This is a genomic window from Stieleria varia (assembly GCF_038443385.1).
GTDB classification, from domain to species: domain Bacteria; phylum Planctomycetota; class Planctomycetia; order Pirellulales; family Pirellulaceae; genus Stieleria; species Stieleria varia.
On record NZ_CP151726.1, the window covers coordinates 3,990,081 to 4,010,092 of the forward strand.

The 20,012-nt window shown below is 55.3% G+C and carries 13 protein-coding genes; 6 read left to right on the forward strand and 7 right to left on the reverse strand.

Translation table 11 applies throughout. From position 1 onward, the window contains the following. Positions 1–638 precede the first annotated feature (638 nt). The 5 genes from Pla52nx_RS13145 (at position 639) to Pla52nx_RS13165 (ending at position 4,492) form a co-directional block, all read left to right on the forward strand. Positions 639–839, forward strand: coding sequence for a hypothetical protein (locus Pla52nx_RS13145; RefSeq protein ID WP_231742864.1), 201 nt, complete (start codon positions 639–641; stop codon positions 837–839). A gap of 205 nt (positions 840–1,044) precedes the next feature. Next, the gene (locus Pla52nx_RS13150) at positions 1,045–1,308 is read left to right on the forward strand and encodes a hypothetical protein (protein ID WP_197455155.1); all 264 of its coding nucleotides are present in this window, start codon (positions 1,045–1,047) and stop codon (positions 1,306–1,308) included. A 139-nt stretch (positions 1,309–1,447) separates the two neighbouring features. Then, the gene (locus Pla52nx_RS13155) at positions 1,448–1,570 is read left to right on the forward strand and encodes a hypothetical protein (RefSeq protein ID WP_261344288.1); all 123 of its coding nucleotides are present in this window, start codon (positions 1,448–1,450) and stop codon (positions 1,568–1,570) included. A gap of 1,381 nt (positions 1,571–2,951) precedes the next feature. Beyond that, the gene (locus Pla52nx_RS13160) at positions 2,952–3,239 is read left to right on the forward strand and encodes a transposase (RefSeq protein WP_342190396.1); all 288 of its coding nucleotides are present in this window, start codon (positions 2,952–2,954) and stop codon (positions 3,237–3,239) included. A 713-nt stretch (positions 3,240–3,952) separates the two neighbouring features. After that, complete coding sequence (locus tag Pla52nx_RS13165) at positions 3,953–4,492, forward strand: hypothetical protein (RefSeq protein WP_342190397.1); 540 nt, start codon at positions 3,953–3,955, stop codon at positions 4,490–4,492. A 416-nt stretch (positions 4,493–4,908) separates the two neighbouring features. Here the strand turns inward: Pla52nx_RS13165 and Pla52nx_RS13170 are convergent, their stop codons facing one another. The 7 genes from Pla52nx_RS13170 to Pla52nx_RS13200 form a co-directional block, all read right to left on the reverse strand. Then, positions 4,909–6,177, reverse strand: a complete 1,269-nt coding sequence (locus tag Pla52nx_RS13170; RefSeq protein ID WP_146521186.1) for a hypothetical protein — start codon at positions 6,175–6,177, stop codon at positions 4,909–4,911. Further along, positions 6,174–7,868: an RHS repeat domain-containing protein gene (locus Pla52nx_RS13175; RefSeq protein ID WP_197454749.1), complete on the reverse strand. Its 1,695-nt coding sequence runs from the start codon at positions 7,866–7,868 to the stop codon at positions 6,174–6,176. Before Pla52nx_RS13175 ends, Pla52nx_RS13170 begins: the two co-directional genes overlap by 4 nt. A 280-nt stretch (positions 7,869–8,148) precedes the next feature. Next, the gene (locus Pla52nx_RS13180) at positions 8,149–9,486 is read right to left on the reverse strand and encodes a Trx7/PDZ domain-containing (seleno)protein (protein ID WP_146521184.1); all 1,338 of its coding nucleotides are present in this window, start codon (positions 9,484–9,486) and stop codon (positions 8,149–8,151) included. A 413-nt stretch (positions 9,487–9,899) separates the two neighbouring features. Continuing rightward, entirely contained in the window at positions 9,900–11,378 is a 1,479-nt protein-coding gene (locus Pla52nx_RS13185; RefSeq protein WP_146521183.1) for a hypothetical protein, read from the reverse strand. A 605-nt stretch (positions 11,379–11,983) separates the two neighbouring features. After that, complete coding sequence (locus tag Pla52nx_RS13190; RefSeq protein ID WP_146521182.1) at positions 11,984–13,615, reverse strand: hypothetical protein; 1,632 nt, start codon at positions 13,613–13,615, stop codon at positions 11,984–11,986. Between the two features lie 165 nt (positions 13,616–13,780). Then, a complete protein-coding gene (locus tag Pla52nx_RS13195) occupies positions 13,781–17,539 on the reverse strand; it encodes a DUF7133 domain-containing protein (protein WP_231742114.1) in 3,759 nt (1,252 codons plus the stop codon). A 372-nt stretch (positions 17,540–17,911) separates the two neighbouring features. Next, the gene (locus Pla52nx_RS13200) at positions 17,912–19,597 is read right to left on the reverse strand and encodes a sulfatase family protein (protein WP_197454748.1); all 1,686 of its coding nucleotides are present in this window, start codon (positions 19,595–19,597) and stop codon (positions 17,912–17,914) included. A gap of 130 nt (positions 19,598–19,727) precedes the next feature. Here Pla52nx_RS13200 and Pla52nx_RS13205 point away from each other — a divergent pair, with 130 nt between their 5' ends. After that, on the forward strand, positions 19,728–19,997 hold the full coding sequence (locus Pla52nx_RS13205) for a hypothetical protein (RefSeq protein ID WP_146521181.1): 270 nt from the start codon (positions 19,728–19,730) through the stop codon (positions 19,995–19,997). The last annotated feature ends 15 nt before the right edge of the window (positions 19,998–20,012 follow it).

Genomic DNA, 20,012 nt, shown 5'->3' on the forward strand with positions numbered 1-20,012 from the left:
AGCGATTGCGACGATCAAGCGATTGCCGTTTCAAAGCGACGTTTGTAACGGTGCCATGTCGCTCCGCGCATAAATGGTACGCATACCAGAAATGGGTAATTGGCGACCTGGATTGACTGCTTCAATACCACTATGAACGCCCTTCATTGCAATTCGCATTGCACTCTGATAGGATGCTCTGCACGAAGAAAGCGGGGTTTTCCTTGCAAAAACCGTGGTTTGCTTAGAGCGATTAAAGTCGTTCGCAATGCAGAGGTCGAGGGTTCAAATCCCTTCAGCTCCATCTTTGAAAGTTTCGATCTTCGCGACGAACGTTTGAATCGTCGCTCGCGTCATCGTCGCTCGACTTTCCAAGTCGATAGCGTGCGGCATCCTAGAGGTGACCAGTTCATGCGCATTCCCGCCAGCGCAGGCCGAAGGTGCTGTGGTTTCGCAGATCCCGGATTGCACTACTCGACCGGTACCCATTTGCGATCAGCGGTGGGGCGCACTGGTCGTCTTCATCGCACCAGTCCTACTGGCGACTTAGAGTGGCCAATGTCATCACGTGATTCTAAAGCCTAGACACCAGCGACATCACCCATCTGCCGCAATGGTTTGCGTTTCAGTGAAATCATGCAGGCTGCGTCGCCCCCAACGTGCGTAAAAAGTACCTGGAGTTGTGCCGCAAGCTGTGGAAGCGATCGCATCCCGAGTCGGACGACCCGATGGAAGCGGATTCGCAATCGCCTTTGGAAGAATCAACAACCAAAGAACTTCACGACTGGACTGCTCAAAGTTTCGTGTTGGTATTGTTTTTTCAGTCCATGTTTTCATTGCATGCATCGCAATCAAAGTGAGCCTCAGGCGCTAGCCGTGGGCCGGCACCACTCAAAGTTCGGTGTTGACATTGTTTTTTCAGTCCATGTTTTTATTGCATGCATCGCAATCAAAGTGAGCCTCAGGCGCTAGCCGTGGGCAGGCACCACAATCCGCCTCATGCCCACGGCTAGCCCCTGAGGTTCACTGAGGCCACCAGCTGCGCCTGCAGTAGGGGACATAAACTTGCGCAAACCCAAAAAGACACAACCCCAAATCTTGAACAGCCCAGCGCAAGCCGCATCGACTCAGGTTGTTCCGCATTGGCGACGGGCACTGGCTGCGGTGATCGGGCAGCGGATATCGATGCCAAGCAAGAACGCATTCATCAATGGCATCCGATCTGGACTGATTCAGCCTGATGCTCATTGGTTGAACTTGTTCGAGCAGGCGATCGAATTGGTGAGCGAAGAAGCGGAGTGGCCCGAAGCAACCGCGAGACCACCGTGACATCGAGTTCAAGCATTCCATCACGTTGTTTCGCACCCATTGGTTTTCAATCACAAACCGACCAAGCTCCTCAATCGTCTGTGCTGATACTCGACGCCGATTTTGGCACCAAACAGCAAGTTCAACCGCCACGGCGTGAATGTTTCGAGTCACTCAGAGTGATCGCATCGCCTGCAATCGAGCCAACCAAGCGAAAGAGACCGCGTTGCTCACCCAAGTCACACTGGGCAGTCTCGGCAACCAGCTAAACCAGCAAATCTAGCTGGCAGCCAACCAAAGAAAGAAACCCTCAATCAACGTCTGCGCGCTCGTCGGAGGGTTCGAGAATTAAGAAGTGAACGCTCCCACAATGCAGAGCCGCGGAGGCGGCGGAAGCGTAAAGCCTGGGACGTGAGTCCCAGGTCTCGTTTCGAAAGCGGTCTCGATTGAGCCCCGAAGGCGGCGACAGATAGTGAGTGATACACTGCCGTCACTGTCGCCGCTTCGCGGCCTATCAGACGCGATGATGGGGTACCCCAAGGGGCTGACGCCCCATGCTTTGCCCTATCGCTGCTCCGCAGCTATCTGTTCAAGGCGAAGTCATCGTAGGTCATGCTATGCATGACGAAATACGGCACGCGCATTAACACGTGGGGTGACCTGTACTCGGGAACAACGCTCGGTGACGTCCGGTGTGCTGGTTGTGATGTACCGATGGCGTCATGCACAGCATGACCTACTGGAACTGCGGAGCATGTCGTATTGATGAATCTATCTGTTCAGCGCAAGGAATCTGTCGTGTCTCGAATGTTTGCACGCGAAGACGCTAAGGCGCGAAGGACGAGCCTCTTTCTTCGCGTCTTAGCGCCTTCGCGTGAGAATCAAAAAAGAAAAAGGCTGCGGGGGTGGAGATGACAGTCTCAAAGGGAGCCACCGTGGCAGCAGCAAACTTTCCCTCTACGCTCTCTGCGTTTCATCTTCAGCAGCCTTCACTCAGATCGCACATCAGATTGCAGTACTATGAGGTGCGAATAAAACCACCTTTTCGCCTCCCAGCGACGGGCACTCGCCGAAGTGCTTGCGCAGCGTTGCACGATGCCGAGCAAGAACGCATTCATCAATTGCATCCGCTCTGGACTGATTCAGCCTGACGATCATTGGTTGAGCAACGAACCGCATTGCTTACCCAAGTCACACTGGGCAGTCTCGGCAACCAGTTAAACCAGCAAGTCCTAGCTGGCAGCCAACCAAAGAAAGTAACCCTCACTCAACGTCTGGGCGCTCGGCAGAAGGTTCGGGATTTAAGAAGTTAAGAAGTTTAAGAAGTGGACGCTCCCACAATGTAGAGCCGCGGAGGCGGCGGAAGCGTAAAGCCTGGGACGTAAGTCCCAGGTCTCGTTCCGCAACGATCCCGATTGAGCCCCGAAGGTGGCGACAGATTGCGGGCGATATCGTGCCCTATCTGTCGCCGCTCCGCGGCTTTCGCAATCGGCAATGTGGCACCCCATGGGGCTGACGCCCCATGCTTTACGCTGCCGTCGCATCCGCGACTATCCACGACTCGGCTTTTAAAACCCCCTTCCCCTTATTGCGATTAAAACCCCCTTCCCCTTATTGCGATTCTGCTCTCCTGGGCGATCGGTTGCGACTACTTGCACCAAGTCGTGACCGTGCCGCATGAACTCAACGATCTGATCGCCGCCAACCAAGGCACACCGCCGGAGTACCGTGGCCAGAGCGAGAATCAGCACGTCTTCGGCTACCTGGCCAAGTACGTGGCGGGCGTGGCGATTGGTGATCGGCGATTGATCCGCGTCAACGATCGCGAGGTGGTGTTCGACGCGAAGGACTATCGCGACAAGTCGCATGTGGAAGTGTCGATGCCGCCCAAGGAGTTCTGCTACGAGTTCTCCCGACACATCCTGCCGCACGGGATGCCACGCACCCGCTAGGGACGTGAAAAGAATTGTTGCTGCCTATGACCGTGAAGCGGTCTCAGACGGTAGCCGGCGATAGAGCGCAGCGATCATCGCCGGTTCATTCGGTCTGACGAGAACCGACCCCGGAGGCGGTCGCAGCCCAGATTCCGAGAAGCCTGCGACACCCTGCGGGGTCGATTCAACATGGTCGTCGCATACGACGGGTGCGCCTTCGGCGACCCGTGGTTACCTTCTGCGATCCCTCGCGGGATCCAATTTAATCGCGTTAGAAACCCCGTTCCCCTTTTCGAAGAAGTACTCCGATTAGTGTTCGATCAGTGAAGATTAGTGGTTCTGCTTCTCTTGAAGTACGATCCGTTTTCACGTTTGCGATGCGTCGTTATTAATCAGCAAGCCGACCTGTATCTCACTGGCTTGAGTGTGGTTTGTTTTTGGGAACACTAATTGGCACTAATCGAACACTAATCAGCAGAACTGCAAGCAGGCTGGATGAAGGCGGCTGGCCAGCAGTTACCGGCGAGGCAGGATTTGGGTCGGTATTCGGGGGAGACAAGCCTCGCGAGCATTCAGATCAGCGGAAGAAGCTAGCCCTCCCCTTCCCCTTTTCGAAGAACTCAGTTGGCCAAGTGCGCTTTGGTAGAAGATTACTGGTAGCGACTGCACGGGCGAGCCGTTTTCTGTGACATTTTCTACCAGTAATCTTCTGCCATCTCCGGTCTGAACCATTGAGCGCCGCGCAAAATATTCGAGAGTGGACTCTGACTCTGTTGCGGAAGAATCGCAGAAGTGTGCGTCTGTCACGAAACTCTAAAAAATTCCCTTCCCCTTTCCAAGTACGCCGCACGCTGTGGAAGCAATCGCATCCCGAGTCGGACGATCCTTTGGAAGCAGATTCGCAATCGCCTTTGGAAGAATCAACAACCAAGGAACCTCACGACTATCGCTGTAAGAAGTGCAACGGCTTGGTCGACCCGGCCGGCCAGTTGGAAGGATCGCTAACGGTCTCGCTGTTGGCTGTCGCGCACTGGGTGGTGAAATGGCAGCAGACGCAAGCCGCAACGACTCAGGTCGTTCCCCATTGGCGCCGGGCACTGGCTGCGGTGATCGGGCAGCGGATATCGATGCCAAGCAAGAACGCATTCATCAATGGCATGCGATCTGGACTGATTCAGCCTGACGATCATTGGTTGAGCCTGATCGAACAGGCGATCGAATTGGTGAGCGAAGAAGTAGAGTGGCCCGAAGCAACCGCGAGACCACCGTGACATCGAGTTCAAGCATTCCATCGCGTTGTTTCGCACTCATTGGTTTTCAAACATAAACCGACCAGGTTCATCAATCGTCTGTGCAATCGCATCACGCCGATTTTGGCACGAAACATCATGTTCAACTGCCAAAGCGCGACCGTTTCGAGTCACTCAGAGAGATCGCATCACCTGCAATCAAGCCAACCAAGAGCAAGAGACCACGTTGCTTACCCAAGTCACACTGGGCAGTCTCGGCAACCAGGTAAACCAGCAAAATCTAGCTGGCAGCGTCCCAAAGAAAGAAACCCTCACTCAACGTCCGCGCGCTGGTCGGAGGGTTCGGGATTTAAGAAGTGAACTGCGGTTGAATCCCGAATCCCGAGTCTGACCCCGGCGAAGCCTTTTCAGACGCTGGTCTAAAGGCCGGTAACAGGTCACTTAAATAGTCTTTCCGCGGAACCGCGGTTTTGTTCGAAAATCTCAAAGTAGTCTAGCATGGGTTGTGAAAACAAAAACTTCCGTTCAGAGAGTAAAAGCGATGCTCGCTCCAAGACACCTTTGTCAAGAGTCGGTGCTGGATCTTCAGGAAAGTTCGAGCTGATCAAGCGTTGGAAGTCTGAGTAGTGCACGACGGATCGCGCCGCTAGCTCAAGGTCATCAGTGTAAACACATAGCCCAACAATTTTCAAAAACGACTCTTCATTTGCCTTTAGTATGTCTATTTTCTTTTCACCGAAGAAAAGAATGTCACTCAACAACTCTCGCATAAAATAGCTGTACGTTGACCTTGATTGACTTACACATTCTCCACTTCGAAATGAGTCATACAAAACAGTAGTAGAAACCGATACCTTGACAGGACCGATCAAGTTAATCCCAAGACTATTCAAATCTTGCAATGCAATCGTGATTTCACGGTCGTTCTCAACTTCCGGAAGAAAATATGGGTACATAGGTCTGACACTGGCTTTGTTCATTTCGGCCATGCAATTACCCACTTCCTTTGGGTTATCCCATAAGTCAAGTGTTTTTAATTGTGCGAACGCCACACGTAACTTGAGAAGGGATGCGAGTTGCCTTGCATCAACATCCTTGTCAAACACTTCGCAGATTGGGTCGATCAGACGCGTATCGGTGCGAATATCTATGCGCTTTTGTGATCGCACAACATCAAGTGATAATTCGTTGGCTTCAACAATCGCCGGCAAGAATAATGCAGGTATTGAATCTGGGTAACGCAATGCGACCGCACAGCTTAAACGAAGTTCCGGCGAACTTGTTTGATTGGTAATTACACTAATTAGTGACCCTCGCAATACACGAACGTCCGCATCTGTCGCATCAGCAATTGAGTGCCTGATTTTCGCCTGGAAACGCTTAATGTCAAGCAGTTTGCTGGAGACCCTATCCCCGTCTTCGTCGGCTGAAACTAAATCGGTCAACAGGTCGCGCGTTTGATGCTCTGCGCGATCAAATCGCGGTATCAAGCAAATAAACGGAGTCTTCTTGTCGTGTGACAAATAGCCAGCTAATTCATCAATCTCCTCGAAGGAAAGATTCTCGTTCCACTCACCAGCGATCCAGGATTTAGCCAACGTCGCAGAAATCTCAAATTGACCACTGCAATGACATGTATCAAAAAATTGCAAAGCTAACAGCAGAACAAACGATGTCAACTTAGTGAATGACGACAGGCTACTCATCTTTTGCACCTTCCTAAACAGCCATGGTACTCCTTAATTCCAGACCCGTTCCCCCATAGTCCGGTAAACCCTTCGCCCTTTAGAAGTATCTTTATCGCCCTTGAACACGATAGAAAGTTGCAGCACTCACCACAGAACTGCGGCGGAGGAGATGAAGCGTCTTTTGGGTCCCAGCATGGGAATCTCTCGGGCTTTTCTCCTGGAGGCTTGTCTGAACGTGTAGACTTTTCGCACGGATCACCGACACCTGGCTTATTCTTAAACGCCTCGCAACAAATCATGTGGGATAACGCAGTTAAAGCTTCTTCGCCCTTGTCAGTTAAGTCACCTAAAGCAGCGGCTTTGAAACAGTCAGTAACTCTATTTACATATCTTGGATCTCCCGGTCCGAATGGTATTGACCCTACGCATTGCCCTAGTTTCTTCATTTTTTCAAGTAGCCCCTCCGTTTCGAGATCGGGCGCGATCCAAGAATACATTAAAGCGCACTCACGCCCGGTTTCCGCCGGCTTTTCGCGTGTATCTTCTGGTGACCTGCCATCTGCGTCTACGTACACGAGAGGCATATCATCCGTATAAAGGTAAGCCGCTAACGCTTGCAATAGTCTTCCAATTGGATCTCTGGAGCAGAAGCGACCGACGACCGGGTCGTACATGCGGGCACGGTAGTGATACACATCCATCGACTCGTCGTACTCGCGACCGGTGTAGGTGTAGCGATTGCCCTCGGCCGTAGACGTGCGTGCCGTGCCGCTTCCGTCAAAGATCGAGAGCATTCCGTAGGCTGAGTAGGCGTAGCGTTCCTGAATGGTACCGCTTGTGTCCGTCAACGCCGTGATGCTGTATTGCTGGTTCCTGTGGAAATAGCGATTGCCTGAGCCGCCCGTTCGCAGCACCGGTTCGTCGATGTAGCTGGCGTAGAGGTACGTGTACGTCGGCGAGGTCGCGGCGGTGCCCGATGTGTAGTCCGCGATCGTCTGCTGACCGGACTGCACATAAACCATCGCGGTCGTGCCGTCGTCGCGACCGACTCGGCGGCCAAGGGCATCGAACTGGTAAGTGATGTCGTCAGTGCTATCGTTGTCGATGTCTGCTCCGATCAGCTTGTTCTCGAAGTCCCATTTCATCTTCAGAGGATCAGTGCCGGGGCGAAGCACGGCTGGGATCTCCGTTTGATTGCCTTTGGCGTCGTGCTCGACTGCCTGCGATGCCACCGTCAGGATCTCGTGGGTAGGACCGTGGGTTCGTGACTGCGAACTGCCGTTCTCCGTGATGCTATTCCAATCGCCCACCAGAGAGAGGTTCCAAGATTGGTCAAGGTTGGTGTCGGCTCGCTCCCAGTTCACCAAGCGGTCTTCGTCGTCATAGCCACTGGTGCCCACGCTGAACCCGTAACCCGACATCGTGCCGGTGATCGACTCAGACGTCTTGTTCTTGTTGTCGTCCCAGCCGTAGGTGTAATTGCCGATCGCGGCACCAGAATACGAGATGCTGGCCAAGGTGTTGTCGACATTGTAGGTTCGGGTTTCGCTCACCCCATTATTGTACACACTGGTGAGCATCCTGCCCCCGTCGTCGTAAGTTCGCGTGTCGATCGTCGTGCTGCCCAGGGCAATCGTGGCCAATTGCCCGCGGTCGGTATAGGTGCGAACGACGTCGCTGCCATCGGGAGATTTCTGGAGGCGAAGCACTTTGCGGGGAAAAGACTTCTTCGGGCGGCAATTCCTAGGTGCTCTGTCCCCAGGATTCTGTCCCCAGGATTCCATGTCTCGAGTATTCCCGTCGTTCAGACCGGGAATGGTAGAAAATTAACGGGTAGAAAATGTCGCCGAAAACAATTCTCCGGTGCGGTCGCTGCCGACAATCTTCTACCCGTAATCTTCTACCAAATCGCAATTGGCCAACTGGTGTTCTAGCTGATCAGTCGATTCACCACCGGAAGGCCAACGGTCATTCCCATTCACATGACGATCATTTTTGAATCGGCATGGAAAGCGTTTTTTTGTCCCTGCCTCGCAGAATTTCAACCGCGACTTTGTCGCCCGGTCGTCGGTTCGCGTTTGCGTAAGCGAACAAGTCTGCTTCGCGCATCAAGTCAGTCCGTCCGTCGTAGGACACGACAATGTCATCGACCAGGAACCCCGCTTTCATGGCTGTCGCATGAGGGCCATATTTGCCGACCGAAGATGCACGCAGCGCCATGCCGTCAACAATCCCGCGTTCAGCGCGTTCTTCGTCCGTCAATGCCTGCAGACGCATTCCGCCCGTCATCATGCGCGACATTCCCCATGAGGAAACACGCCAGCGGGGATCATCCAAACGCCGCCATTCGCTCGGCAACGAAAGGCTTGATTTCGTGATTGCTCCGTCGCGACGAAGCAACAATTCAACTTCCTGTGGCTCCGAGTTGAGATTGTGCAGGACCCACTGGACGTCGGCCATGGAAACCAATGGCTGACCGTTCATGCTCAAGAGATCATCCCCGGGTTGCAAACGTGACGCCGCCGCCGGAGTACCCTCGGTCACGCTCTTGATCGTGGCCCGTTTCGTCGGGTCCAGCACCAAGCCGATCGATTTTGGGTGAGGATAGGGAAACAGGAGCTTTTCAGGTATCGGTTCTGAGCGGCTCCAGTAGAATTCCCTGCGGGCGTCGCCGATTTGGTGGCAGTGAATGCAACTCTTGACCACATCGCCTTCGTAATTCAGTCGATCGGTATACTTTTCATTCAGCGAGGGGTACTGCTCGGGCGAACTGAACTCCAACGCCGCACCTCGTTTTGCAGCCAACTGCTCCTGATTGGACGGGTAACGAGAATGCAGGGCCAGCGAAGCCTTCAATGCTTCGGCCATCCCCTCGATCGAAACGTCGCCGAGCCAATCCGTTCGATGCGAACGAGTGCCGAACCGACCGTAAATGGTCTTGTCCGCGTTGAGCATGAATATTGCAAAGGATTGATCGGTGTCGTACTGAAACGTATCCAGATCCAGTCCGTTGGTGCCAACGACACGAACGCAAACGAATTTTTCTAGCAGCGGTCTGACCACGGGGTCGTTCTCGATCAAGTCGTCATCCAGCTTGACGCATTCCTCGCAGGGCAAACAACGCATCGACACCAGGATCGGTTTTCCGGTTTCCCGGGCCGTTGCATAGGCCTTGTCCATGTCGTTGTAGATCCAAAAACCCTCGGCTTCCACTTTCGCCCGATCCGCCCGAACCTTTTGCTCTCGGGTGGACGGTTCCGCGGCAGGTGCAAGATGATTGATCAACACGGCGATCAAGAATGCCACGACTCGCAAAGAACTTTTCATCACACTCTCCCGATGGACAGATCATTCACGAAACAAATTGGACTGTTAGTTTAGCCGACCAAACTCGACGCGTGTGCGTTGACAGTGCTTTTGAAACCGGCGCCAGCGTCTGACCGGACGTGCAGCTTGTCGATTGAGTGTGGCTCCAGGCGATAGCCTGGGCCGTCAAAAGGTCGGTATTGGCACGGAATCCAGTTCCGCAAGTTTTGTTCCGCGAAGCTCCTTCCGTCGAGCTTGTCTCGGCGGAGGAAACAACTGACGGCTACCTTCTCAAGAATCTGTTTGCGCTAAAATCAATCATCCGCATGAATAATCCGCGCCTAGCCTTTACGCTCACCATTACAGAACGCAAGGCGAGTGGAACGACAGCTGACTTCACAAACGAGAATAAGCCGAAGATACGAAGCCTTGGCTCAGCGAGATGCGGCTTCCGTCGCCGGTGGACCGCCGCGGCGGTCGGTGGTGCTAGCGGGAGCGGCTGGAACCGCGGCCATGTCACTGGCCCGTCTCCCCGCCCCGGAAACATAGTCGCTCCATCGACGTCGCCCTTGAGACTCCGACGGGCCGGGTGCGATCAAGAAAACGGCTCCCAGACCGAAGATCAAACCCGCCATCGCTGCACCACCTGTCAAGGTCGTGGTGCCCGCGTTGACCGGGTTGTCGGAGACTTGGGGAGGCCCCAAAGCCGCGACCAAGTTCGTCGATAATGCGGCGGATCGGCTGGCGTGAGCATCCGTCAGACGCCGCTCCGCATCGGCCAATTGTTCGGTACGCTGTTCCAGTTCCGAGTCGATTTTCGCGTATCCCGTTCGGGCATTCGCCAAGTCACCCAAGCGTGACGACAGACGCTCCTTCTTGGCTGCCAGCTTCGCCACACGCTCACGTTCCAACTCCAGCGTGGGCTTCATCGATTCGATCACGGCGACCGTCTCTTGCTTGATCCGGTCACGGATCTCCCTTTCGGCGGCGATCGCAGCGCGACGTTTTGGGTTTCGAACGGTGTACACACCTGATAGTTCACTCGATCGCAATTGTGCATCGATCAGTCCATCCTTCAGTCGCAATAGGGTCGGTTGGTTGGTCAACAGTTCGCTGCCACTGATCAACAGTTTTTGGGGATCGTTGGCTCCCTCATTGAGCAGCCGGTACATCGACTCCAGTTTGCTCAGCTCCAACTCAGCGACTTGCAACTCGCGAGTCGTTTCCTCCAGCGTTCGGCGGTTGGTGCCGTCGCCCGAGATCGTGTCGTTCAGGTTTCGCAAGTCCCCAAGGTCTTCTCCGAATTGCGTTTCGACTTCACGCATCCGGGCAGATACTTCGTTGAGATTCTGACGCGCCAAATCTCGTGCGTGTGTCAGTTCCTTGATCACACTGTCTGCTCGCACGCGTCGCACGTTTCGCAGGTGTTCCGTCAGGTTGTCGAACATCGCCTCACAGAAATCCAAAGCCCGCTGTTGATCCGACGCGTTGACTTGCAGGTAGACGACTTCGGTGTTGCCGAATTCGGAACCCTTGGGGGCCCGCAGATTCACGCTCTTTTTGATGGTTCCGTCGATCGTGGCGATCGAGGGCCAATTCTCGTCACTCTTTCCCGCGGGTGGACCGATTTGACGTAGTGCGGCAGCGACCACATCTCGGTTCTGGCACATTTCCAGCACGGTTTCTTGAGCGGCCTTCAATTCCGTCTGGCTGCTGAAACGCCCCAGTCGGTCCACTGCGCCCGACGCTTCGTCACGCACGATCAAGGGTTGGCGCGCGGTCCAGACGTCACCGCTGAACAAGGCGTAAACCAAACCGCAGACACCAAAGATGGCGGTGGCGCCCAGCCACAAGGGGGCAAACAGCACGAGCACGTTGCGAAGATGTTTCCACGGAATGGGAGGTGCAGACATTTGGAAAACTCTAGCCGGAATGGAGGTGATATTCCTGAAAAGCTAGGTTGCTGATTGTCAACGCCGTTGCGTCACCGCCACACTTTGGACTTCCGTAGAGACCGATCTGCCGGTCGTGCGGATTCGACGGATGCTACCGTCTCGATCGAAACATGAAACGCGGCGGTAGTCTGTCAGGCCACGGGTGGCTGCAGGAGAGGGGAATCGCGTGGTTCAGGTGAGAGGCCCGGCCGCTTACGGGTCACGACGCAAGGCTGGTGCTTGGGCGGATGGTGGTGTTCGTTCTCGACTTGGAAAGTCGAACGACAATCGTCGCTCGACTTTCCAAGTCGATATCGCGCCCCGATAAGCGTTTTGCCAATCCTAATCGTTGACTTGCCCAGGCACGCCCCTGGCATTCGTCTAAAGGGCTCTGCTCGACCTCCCCCAAGTTCCCTTGGGGGAGGTGGCTGTGCGCGTTGTTTAACGACTAGCCACAGGCGTCATCGCCGCAAACAATCGGATTGCACCGCAGAACCAAACGCTGCCAGCGGTTTCGGCTCCGGGTCAAACAAATCTGGACCAAACTGCGATATGAACGAAATCGCTTTGCATGATCCAGATTCCTACTCGGCGATTTCCATCGGGATGCTGGCTTGCCCATATTTCTTCCCATGGACGTCTTCCATGGTCAACTGCAGCCGATAGGTCCCCGGCTTGAGTTGCTTAGGCAAGTGCATTTGGTAGGCGACAAAGTAGTCACGAAGATGATTGCGAGAGACTTGGCGGTCGGCAGGCAACAACTGACTGATCAACTTGTTGCCTTCACCGTCGAATACGTCGTAGGTGCCCTGTAGATGCGTTTCGAACATCGCACCATTGGGATTTGCGACGAAGTTCTCGACTTCGCAGTACAGGATGACTTGCTGTCCGGCAACGAACCGATTTCCGGCAAACGGTTTGATTTGACCGTACGCTTCGATTTCCGTACAGAACTCAAGGCTCTTGATCTCAAGTGCATCGGTTGCGGCGGCCATCTGCAACGTCGCTTCGCGGAACCTTGGCAACGCCTCGGAGATCCTGCGCCCTGACGACGGATGTCCTTTCGGATCCACCATCGCCCATAAACCATGCAGCTGGCTGACCAAGTACTGCTGGTCGGCTTCATTCAGACCGTCCATCGACTCAGTCGCTTTGTCGGGCGATCCCGACAGCACCGTCAAGTGCTTGGCAATGATCAAACGACGACGTTTCTCGGCGTCCGACATTTCGTCCGTGGTTTGCAGCAGACGTTGTACGAGGATTTCATAAAGTTCCTTGTCGGACAACTTTGCCGCGTGTACGGGTGCCCCGCTCGTCGAATCGGCGTCGTGCGATACGCGTTGTACCGTCGGTCGGGTGCCAGCAGTTGGCTGCAAGTCCGCCCCGTCGATTTGATTGTCTTCTGAAATGTCGTCAAAGCTCGCCAGACGCAATGGTTCGACAGGGGACGACGGTGTCGGATTTTCTACCGCTGCTAGTCGCGTCGGGAATTGGTCCGTTGGTTCATCGCTCGGCGGGGGCAACTCGGGCAGCTCCTTGAGCGATGCTCGTAATGCAGCAGCCAGCGAATTGGGAACCGCGGTTGTCGTATCGACAGGGACATGGGCGGTTGCATCGCCAGATGGATCCGCAGGGGATGGACTGGTGTCTTCTGGGGCGGACAAGTCAGTCAACGATGCTGCAACCAGCTCCGTCGAATCGGCCGGAGGCTGCTTCGCCTCGGCTACGACGGAAGTCGTGATCGGGTTGCTCTGCGCTGGCGAGTCCGACAACGACATTTGCGTTGCACCCGATTTCGTTGGGCTCGATGGCTCCTTTGCTTTGTCAGATGCAATGACATCGTCTGTCGTTGAATCCTTCTTCGGCGCTGACGTCGGAGTCGCATCCGGTTTAGCGGTTTTGTTCGCAGCGCCTTCGGTCGGTTTCTTGGCCGCCACGGTCCGTGCGGATGCCGGCGCCGCCGACTTGTCTTGCGTGGCAACGGATGGCTTTGGGGAATGGTCCGTCCGCAAGGTCGCTAGACGTTGTTCAGGCGCAGGGATGGATTCCCTGATCGACGACGGCTCTTCGGTGACTTGGACCATTGATTTGCGATAGGCAGACTTACAGCCTGCGGACATCAGTGTCGCCATAAGGATTGCGACGCAGGCACTGCCCAAGAGCATTCGTTGTGTCAGTGCGTGACTGAAGAGTCGAGTGGCAGATGAATCTGTCATTGCCGTAGTGGACGGGGGCACGACTCCCTGCAGCGAATAACCGTGTCGAGGACTCGAAAACTCGTCCACGACAAGTGAATTTGCATCTGCCTCTCGCCTAATCGAATCGCGCATCCTGGCTTCGCTCTTTCTGGACGTATTTGGTCTTCTGCAATAGATCACTGATCACTCCTCGGGGCGTTGTGCCACTTGAGCAGACGGCAACGCTCCCAAGTAAGCCATCAGGTCACCGATCTCTTTCAGGGTCAGTTCGTCCACAAGGCCGCTCGGCATGATGCTGCTGGTGCTTGGCAGGATCTGATCGATGTCCTTGGACGCGATCACGGTCGTGGTGTTCTTGGCATCGCGGATCGTCATCGTTCCGCCGCTGTCGTCGGAAACCATTCCCACAAAGACGCGTCCGTCCAATGTCAGCACTTTTTTACTTGCGTACTGATCGCTGACCACGTGTGCCGGATACAAGATCGATTCTACGATCTCTCGTCGTGTGAATCGTCGTGCGATACCAGACAGATTGGGGCCGATCGACTCGCCGTAGTTTCCAAAGCGGTGGCACTGGGCACACTGTGCTTTGGTGTAGGCAACTTTGCCGAGTTCTGGGTCGCCGAAACGACCTTCGTCACTTTCCAGATGGCTGACCAGTTGCTCAAAGTCCCAACGCGACTCGTCTGGTTTGGGCGGCACAGCGGCTGGACGATCCGGATACGTTTTGGAGAACCATTTTTGCCAAGGTCGCATGGACTTTTGGCCGCCGTCAGGTCGTTCCATTCCAGTCCAGTGCTCCAACAGACGTTCTACGTTCTCAAACGGTAGCTGCTGTTCTTCGGCGCGAACGCCCAACAGGATCAGGTGTCGTAGAGCGGTGGGATCGTCGGTCGCGATCGGAACGGTTCGCAACGCCTTGACGACTTCGTCCGCAGCAACGTCTTCCAGAATATTTAGGCTTCGCACGAGGTAATCCCAATTGTCGCCCTCGGGATGGACCGACAATGCCATCGCGATCACGGCGCGGCGTTCGGGTTCCTCACGCCACAGCAGACGCAGGTATTCGCCCGATTCCTCGGTTTCCGATGTCGCCAGCAGCGCGACAATCCCGGTCCGCAAGCGTCGCTGAGCGTCACGGGTTTCGCGATCATCGGCACGCAGTTTTTCATCCAGAGAAATCAGTGATTCAGCGGTGTCGTCGCTAATCGGCCGTTCCAGTTTGTAGATGGCCGCCAAAGCAGCATTCTGCCACACGTGACCTTGTTCCAGGATGGCATTCAAATCATCTTCGGATAGCGAATCGGCAAAGTCACGCGTGACATTGGTCATGTACAGGGGCAGCGAGCCGTCGCTTGAGCGGTTGGCTGCCTTTTCGTAGTACTTTAGGATCGCGAATCGTTGTTGAGCATTCCAGTCATGCGACAGAAACTGCAGGCACATTGCAACCAATGTTCTGCTGTCTTCAGGCGCATCGGAATCGAGGTAGTCGATCGCACGGGTGGCCAAAGAGTCCGATCCGAGATAGGCAGCCAAGCGAATCAGCTCGTGATTGATTCGTTGCTCACCGGCCGGAAACTCTTCGGCGATCTGTTCGCCAAGCGGCTGCAGCTTGGATGCGTCCACTTTGCCACGACTGATGGCGACTTGGGTCAAACGCAACACGTCTGTAAAATCGGCATCGCTGAGGAAGCCCGTCATCATCTCACTGACACGCTCCAACACTTCGATCGCAGTTGCTTCGGTCGGCTCCGCATTGACCAAGGCCAGCATGCCGACGATTGCGACACGAGCGTCTGCGGTGTTCAACACTTCTTTACGCCAACGGCTGACCGGCATGCGTTCCAGCACTCGACGTGCAACGAACGCCAGCGTTCGGTCTTCGCTGCCCAATAGCGGCATCAGGGCTTCTGTGTCGGTGGGCAGCAGTTCGCCACGGATCATCGATTCACACGCGGCGCGTTTGACATGCGGGTCATCATCGGCCAACAGCTCCACCAGCCGCTCACGGCTCCTGGCTCCAGAGCCCATTCCCAGCATAGTGGCCGCCTTGGCTCGAACTTGTTCGCTTTCCGCTTTGCTCAGTTCCAGCAACAGATCTTCGCTTGGAACTGGTCCGAACAGTTGCATCAATGTCATCGCGCGGACACGATACTCGGGCGGGTTGTCGTCGCTGTAGGCAACGCCGGCAACCATTTGATTCCACTTGTCGCCCAGTTCCCGTTTGATCGATGCGATCTCTTGACGAGTCCAGGCGGATTCGATTTGAGGCTGACGAACCGCCGAGGCGATCCCGCTGCCAAGGTTTTTTACGCGATCAGGAATCTTGCCTTTATAGACCACGCGGTAGACTCCACCTGCGGTCGCTCGGCCACCGGTGCAGAAGTACAACGCACCATCGGGGCCGACTTCCAGATCGGTGACGTTCAACGGCTGGCCTTGCAAGAAGACTTCGCTATCGGCAACGTATCCCGCGCCACGAGGCTTCAGTCGAACATTCAAGATGCGGCCTTCGCTCCAGTCTGCCATGAACAAAGTGTTTTGGTAGCGGACGGGGAACATGTAGTGTTCATAGCACACGCCGCCGGTCGGACTTCCGCGGCCGGTGTCCAACAGGTCGGGCAAGCGGTCGAGGTAGTACTCCGGCCACTTGGACCAGCCGCTTCGCCATCCGAACTCGGCGCCTTCGGTGACATCAAAGATCGCGTTGGGACGATACCATGCGGTTCCGATGTCATTTTCCATGTCAGAATCGTGAATGAACATTCCGCCGCTGGGATGAAACACGATGTCGTAGGCATTTCGTAGACCACCGGCAACCGTTTCCACGACCGAGCCGTCCACGTTGGTTCGAATGATGGTTCCGCCCGGAGCTTTGACACCGCGGCCGTGTCCACTGGGGTCCTCGTATCGTGGCAGGACGTCGCCCTCGTAAGGATCACGGTAGGTTTCACCGTCACCACGTTTTCCGATCGAGCGCACATGGCTGCCCAGGGCGACATAGATCATTCCATCGTGTCCCAGTCTCAGACCGTGCGGACCGTGCTCGCCACCATCGCCTTTGAACTTCAAGATCGCAGTCGCCTTTTCCAGCGAACCGTTTCGATCGGTGTCAGACAAACGATACAGGGCGACGCCCTCGGGACCGTCGCCGGTCACAAAGACTTCGCCATTGAGCGCCAAGATCCCTTGGCATGATTTGACTTTGTCGCAGTAGGTGCGGACCGTCTCGGGAATACCGTCTTCGTTTTGGTCGTAAACCAACAGCAACGGGCCGCCTTCCTGTGAAAGCAGCATGTGTCCGAACTCATTGAAGGTCATCGCGATGACGGAGCCGATCTTTTCGTCTGCCAAGACCCGTTGGACACCGAACCCTTTCTGGATTTGGAAACGTTCGGATTGCTCCGTTTGCTGCTCCGCGACCACTTCTTCGTCGCGATCCCACGGTGCTGTGTCGCCCAAAGCACCAAACATCGCCGCCGATCCCCACAGTCGGTCATTGAAGACCACGGTTGCCCAAAGCGGGATGTCTTCTGGATTGGTCTTCCACGATGCGTCGCTGTTGAAGGTGTACCACTTGTCGCTATTGCCGGGCTTGACCGAGACGCGAGCCATCAGTGCGGCCGTATCGCCGTGCGTGTTGAGCACGCGGACCGCCACGACATTGCGTCCTACTTCCAGGTAGTCAGTGATGTCGAGCTCGTCGACTTGACGCGATGAACTGCCTGTTCCGATTTGTTTTCCGTTGACAAACAGTTCGTATTGGTCGTCGGCGGCGATTTCGATCCGTCCCGTCGCGGGGACTTTCAAATTGATCGTCTTGCGGAACAAGCAGACCGCGTTTTCAGCGATCGGCTGGTCTGCCGTTGTTCCAGTGGCCCAGATCCACTGAGCTTCTTCTGCCGTGGAGATCGTGGTCATGCTGCACAAAAGTACCAGCATGACGCCGCTCATCGGTCGCAACAACCAATGTTGTAGGGCAGAAAATGTCCGACGCACGGGCCGACATACGGTGCGTGGTTGATGTTTTCGTTTGCCGTCCATGGCGATATCAAATCTTCTGGGGGGAAGGGACAGTTTCGGCGAAGGTAGAGAGGTCACCCCGACCGGTGCAAGAGCGTTTCCCACTTAAACTGTCCAAACTTGCCATAAGAAGCTGGATTCCACCCGTCAGACACGCACCCCTACCCCAATTCACACCCGTTGGAGTCCAGCCTTCAGGCGCCCGCGCGCACCCCTACCCCTATTCACACACCCGTTGGAGTCCAGCCTTCAGGCGCCCGAGCGCACCCCGTACCATCTCCGCGCGACGGATCACTTCCCCTGTTTCGGCGTCCCCGGGATCGGCTTGACCATCACCACCTCAACATCGTTTGCTAGCGACTCTCCGGGCGTAGATCGTCCCTTTTCAATATTTTCACGCAACATCCCCAGCATTTTCTCAACACGCTGGGGATCCTTGGCGAACAAGTTGTTTTCTTCTCCGGGATCGTTGGCCAGATCATAAAGCTGCATCGGCGGCAACTTGGTCAAGTTCGCGCGACCTGGACGCGGATCGCTCCAACCGCCTGAACCAGGACACACGCAGAGTTTCCAATTGCCGTCGCGGATCGCGAACTGCCCGCCGATGGATTGCGAAACGATGGACGTTCGAATCGGCTCCTTGGCTTCGCCCAACAAGACTGGCAGGAACGAGACGCTGTCTTCACCTGCATTCTTTGGCAGCGCTGCGCCGACGATTTCCGCAGCCGTTGCGAGCAAGTCCAACTGGCCGACCAACTGCTCGGTCCTTGTTCCTGGCTTCACTTTCCCCGGCCAACGAGCAAGGAACGGAACACGATGCCCGCCATCGAAAATGTCAGCCTTGTGACCGCGAAAGATGTAGTTCTGGTCATGGCCGGCGGCTTCCAACTCTGGAATATTGGCCTGAGGGGAGCAACCGTTGTCGGTTGTGAAGATCACCAAGGTATTGTCCGCAACTCCCGCTTCGTCCAACGCATCGAGTACTTGCCCGACCGTCCAGTCCACCTGCATGGTGAAATCCGCATACGTGTTGATCTTGCTCTTGCCCTGCCATTCCTTGGTCGGCACGATCGGAGTATGTGGTGCATTCAGCGGAAAGTAGATAAAGAACGGTGTGTCATCGCCGGCATGCGATTTGATTTGACCGACCGTTTCTGCGGTGAGAGTCGGCAGCACATCGACGGCTTCGAAGTCCGCGCCGGCGGGGCCTTTGCGATGAAAGGCTTTCTCGACAGTAGCCGCTTGAGTGGGACGACGGTTGCGCACAAACACATAGGGAGGCATGTCGAGCGAGGCGCTGATGCCAAAGAAGTAATCAAATCCGACATCGTTCGGGCCGTTCTGAATGTCGGCTTCATAGTCGACGTTCCATCCGTCTTTGAACTTGCCTGAGAAATCGCCGCCATCGTCCGCATAGCCACCGCCTTTCAGTGGCCAACTCCACCCCAAGTGCCATTTTCCGATGCAAGCGGTGTGGTACCCCTGGTCTCGCAAAAAGGATGCGACCGTGGTCCGGCCTTTCGAAATCAGCGGAGGTGAAAAGCCGCCCAACACGCCCTTTTGCAATCTCGTCCGCCAGTGGTACCGGCCAGTCAAAATTGAGTACCGCGTCGGCGTGCAAACCGAGGACGACGTATGCCCATCACCAAAGATCATTCCTTCGCTGGCGATCCGATCGATGTTCGGAGTCGGAATTTTGGATTCGGGGTTCAACGCCGAGACATCACCAAACCCTTGATCGTCTGCCAAAATGAATACGATGTTGGGACGATCCGCTCCCTCGGCACTGGGAACTAACCATCCGATACTGGCTATGCCAAGCACCAGGGCGACTTGAAACACCTGCAGACGAAACACCTGCAGACGAAACACCTGCAGACGAAACACCTGCAGACGAAACACCTGCAGACGATGCACCTGCAGACGATGCGTCGTACTTAAATTGGCAGCCTTTGTGGCGGCGGTGGAGAAAATCATGATTGATCTCAGGCGTAAATGACGGTGGGGAATCGACTCCGGTTTCGCTCAGTCTCATCGTTCGCTCTTGCCCTGTCAAATCTGCCGCCTTGCACTGCGTGAACCCCCACGTTCCTGAATGAATGACACCATGAACGAGCAACCATCAGAGGTCACAGACACGTCTGAGCACAAGCGCACGTTTGGACACAAATCGGGTGGCTTGGGGCAATTCGCATCCACTGCGATCTGCGGACACGACATCACGTCGTCTTGTTTGTACGTTTCGGCGTTGGCGATCATCTATGCGGGTCCCTGGGCGCCCCTTTGCGCATCATCCTCCGAAACACAAACGCTGAAATTCCAGCAAACCACTACAAAACCGGCAACCATTTCTCCAGACGACCTCAAGATGATTTGATCTCTGCCCCTGGTG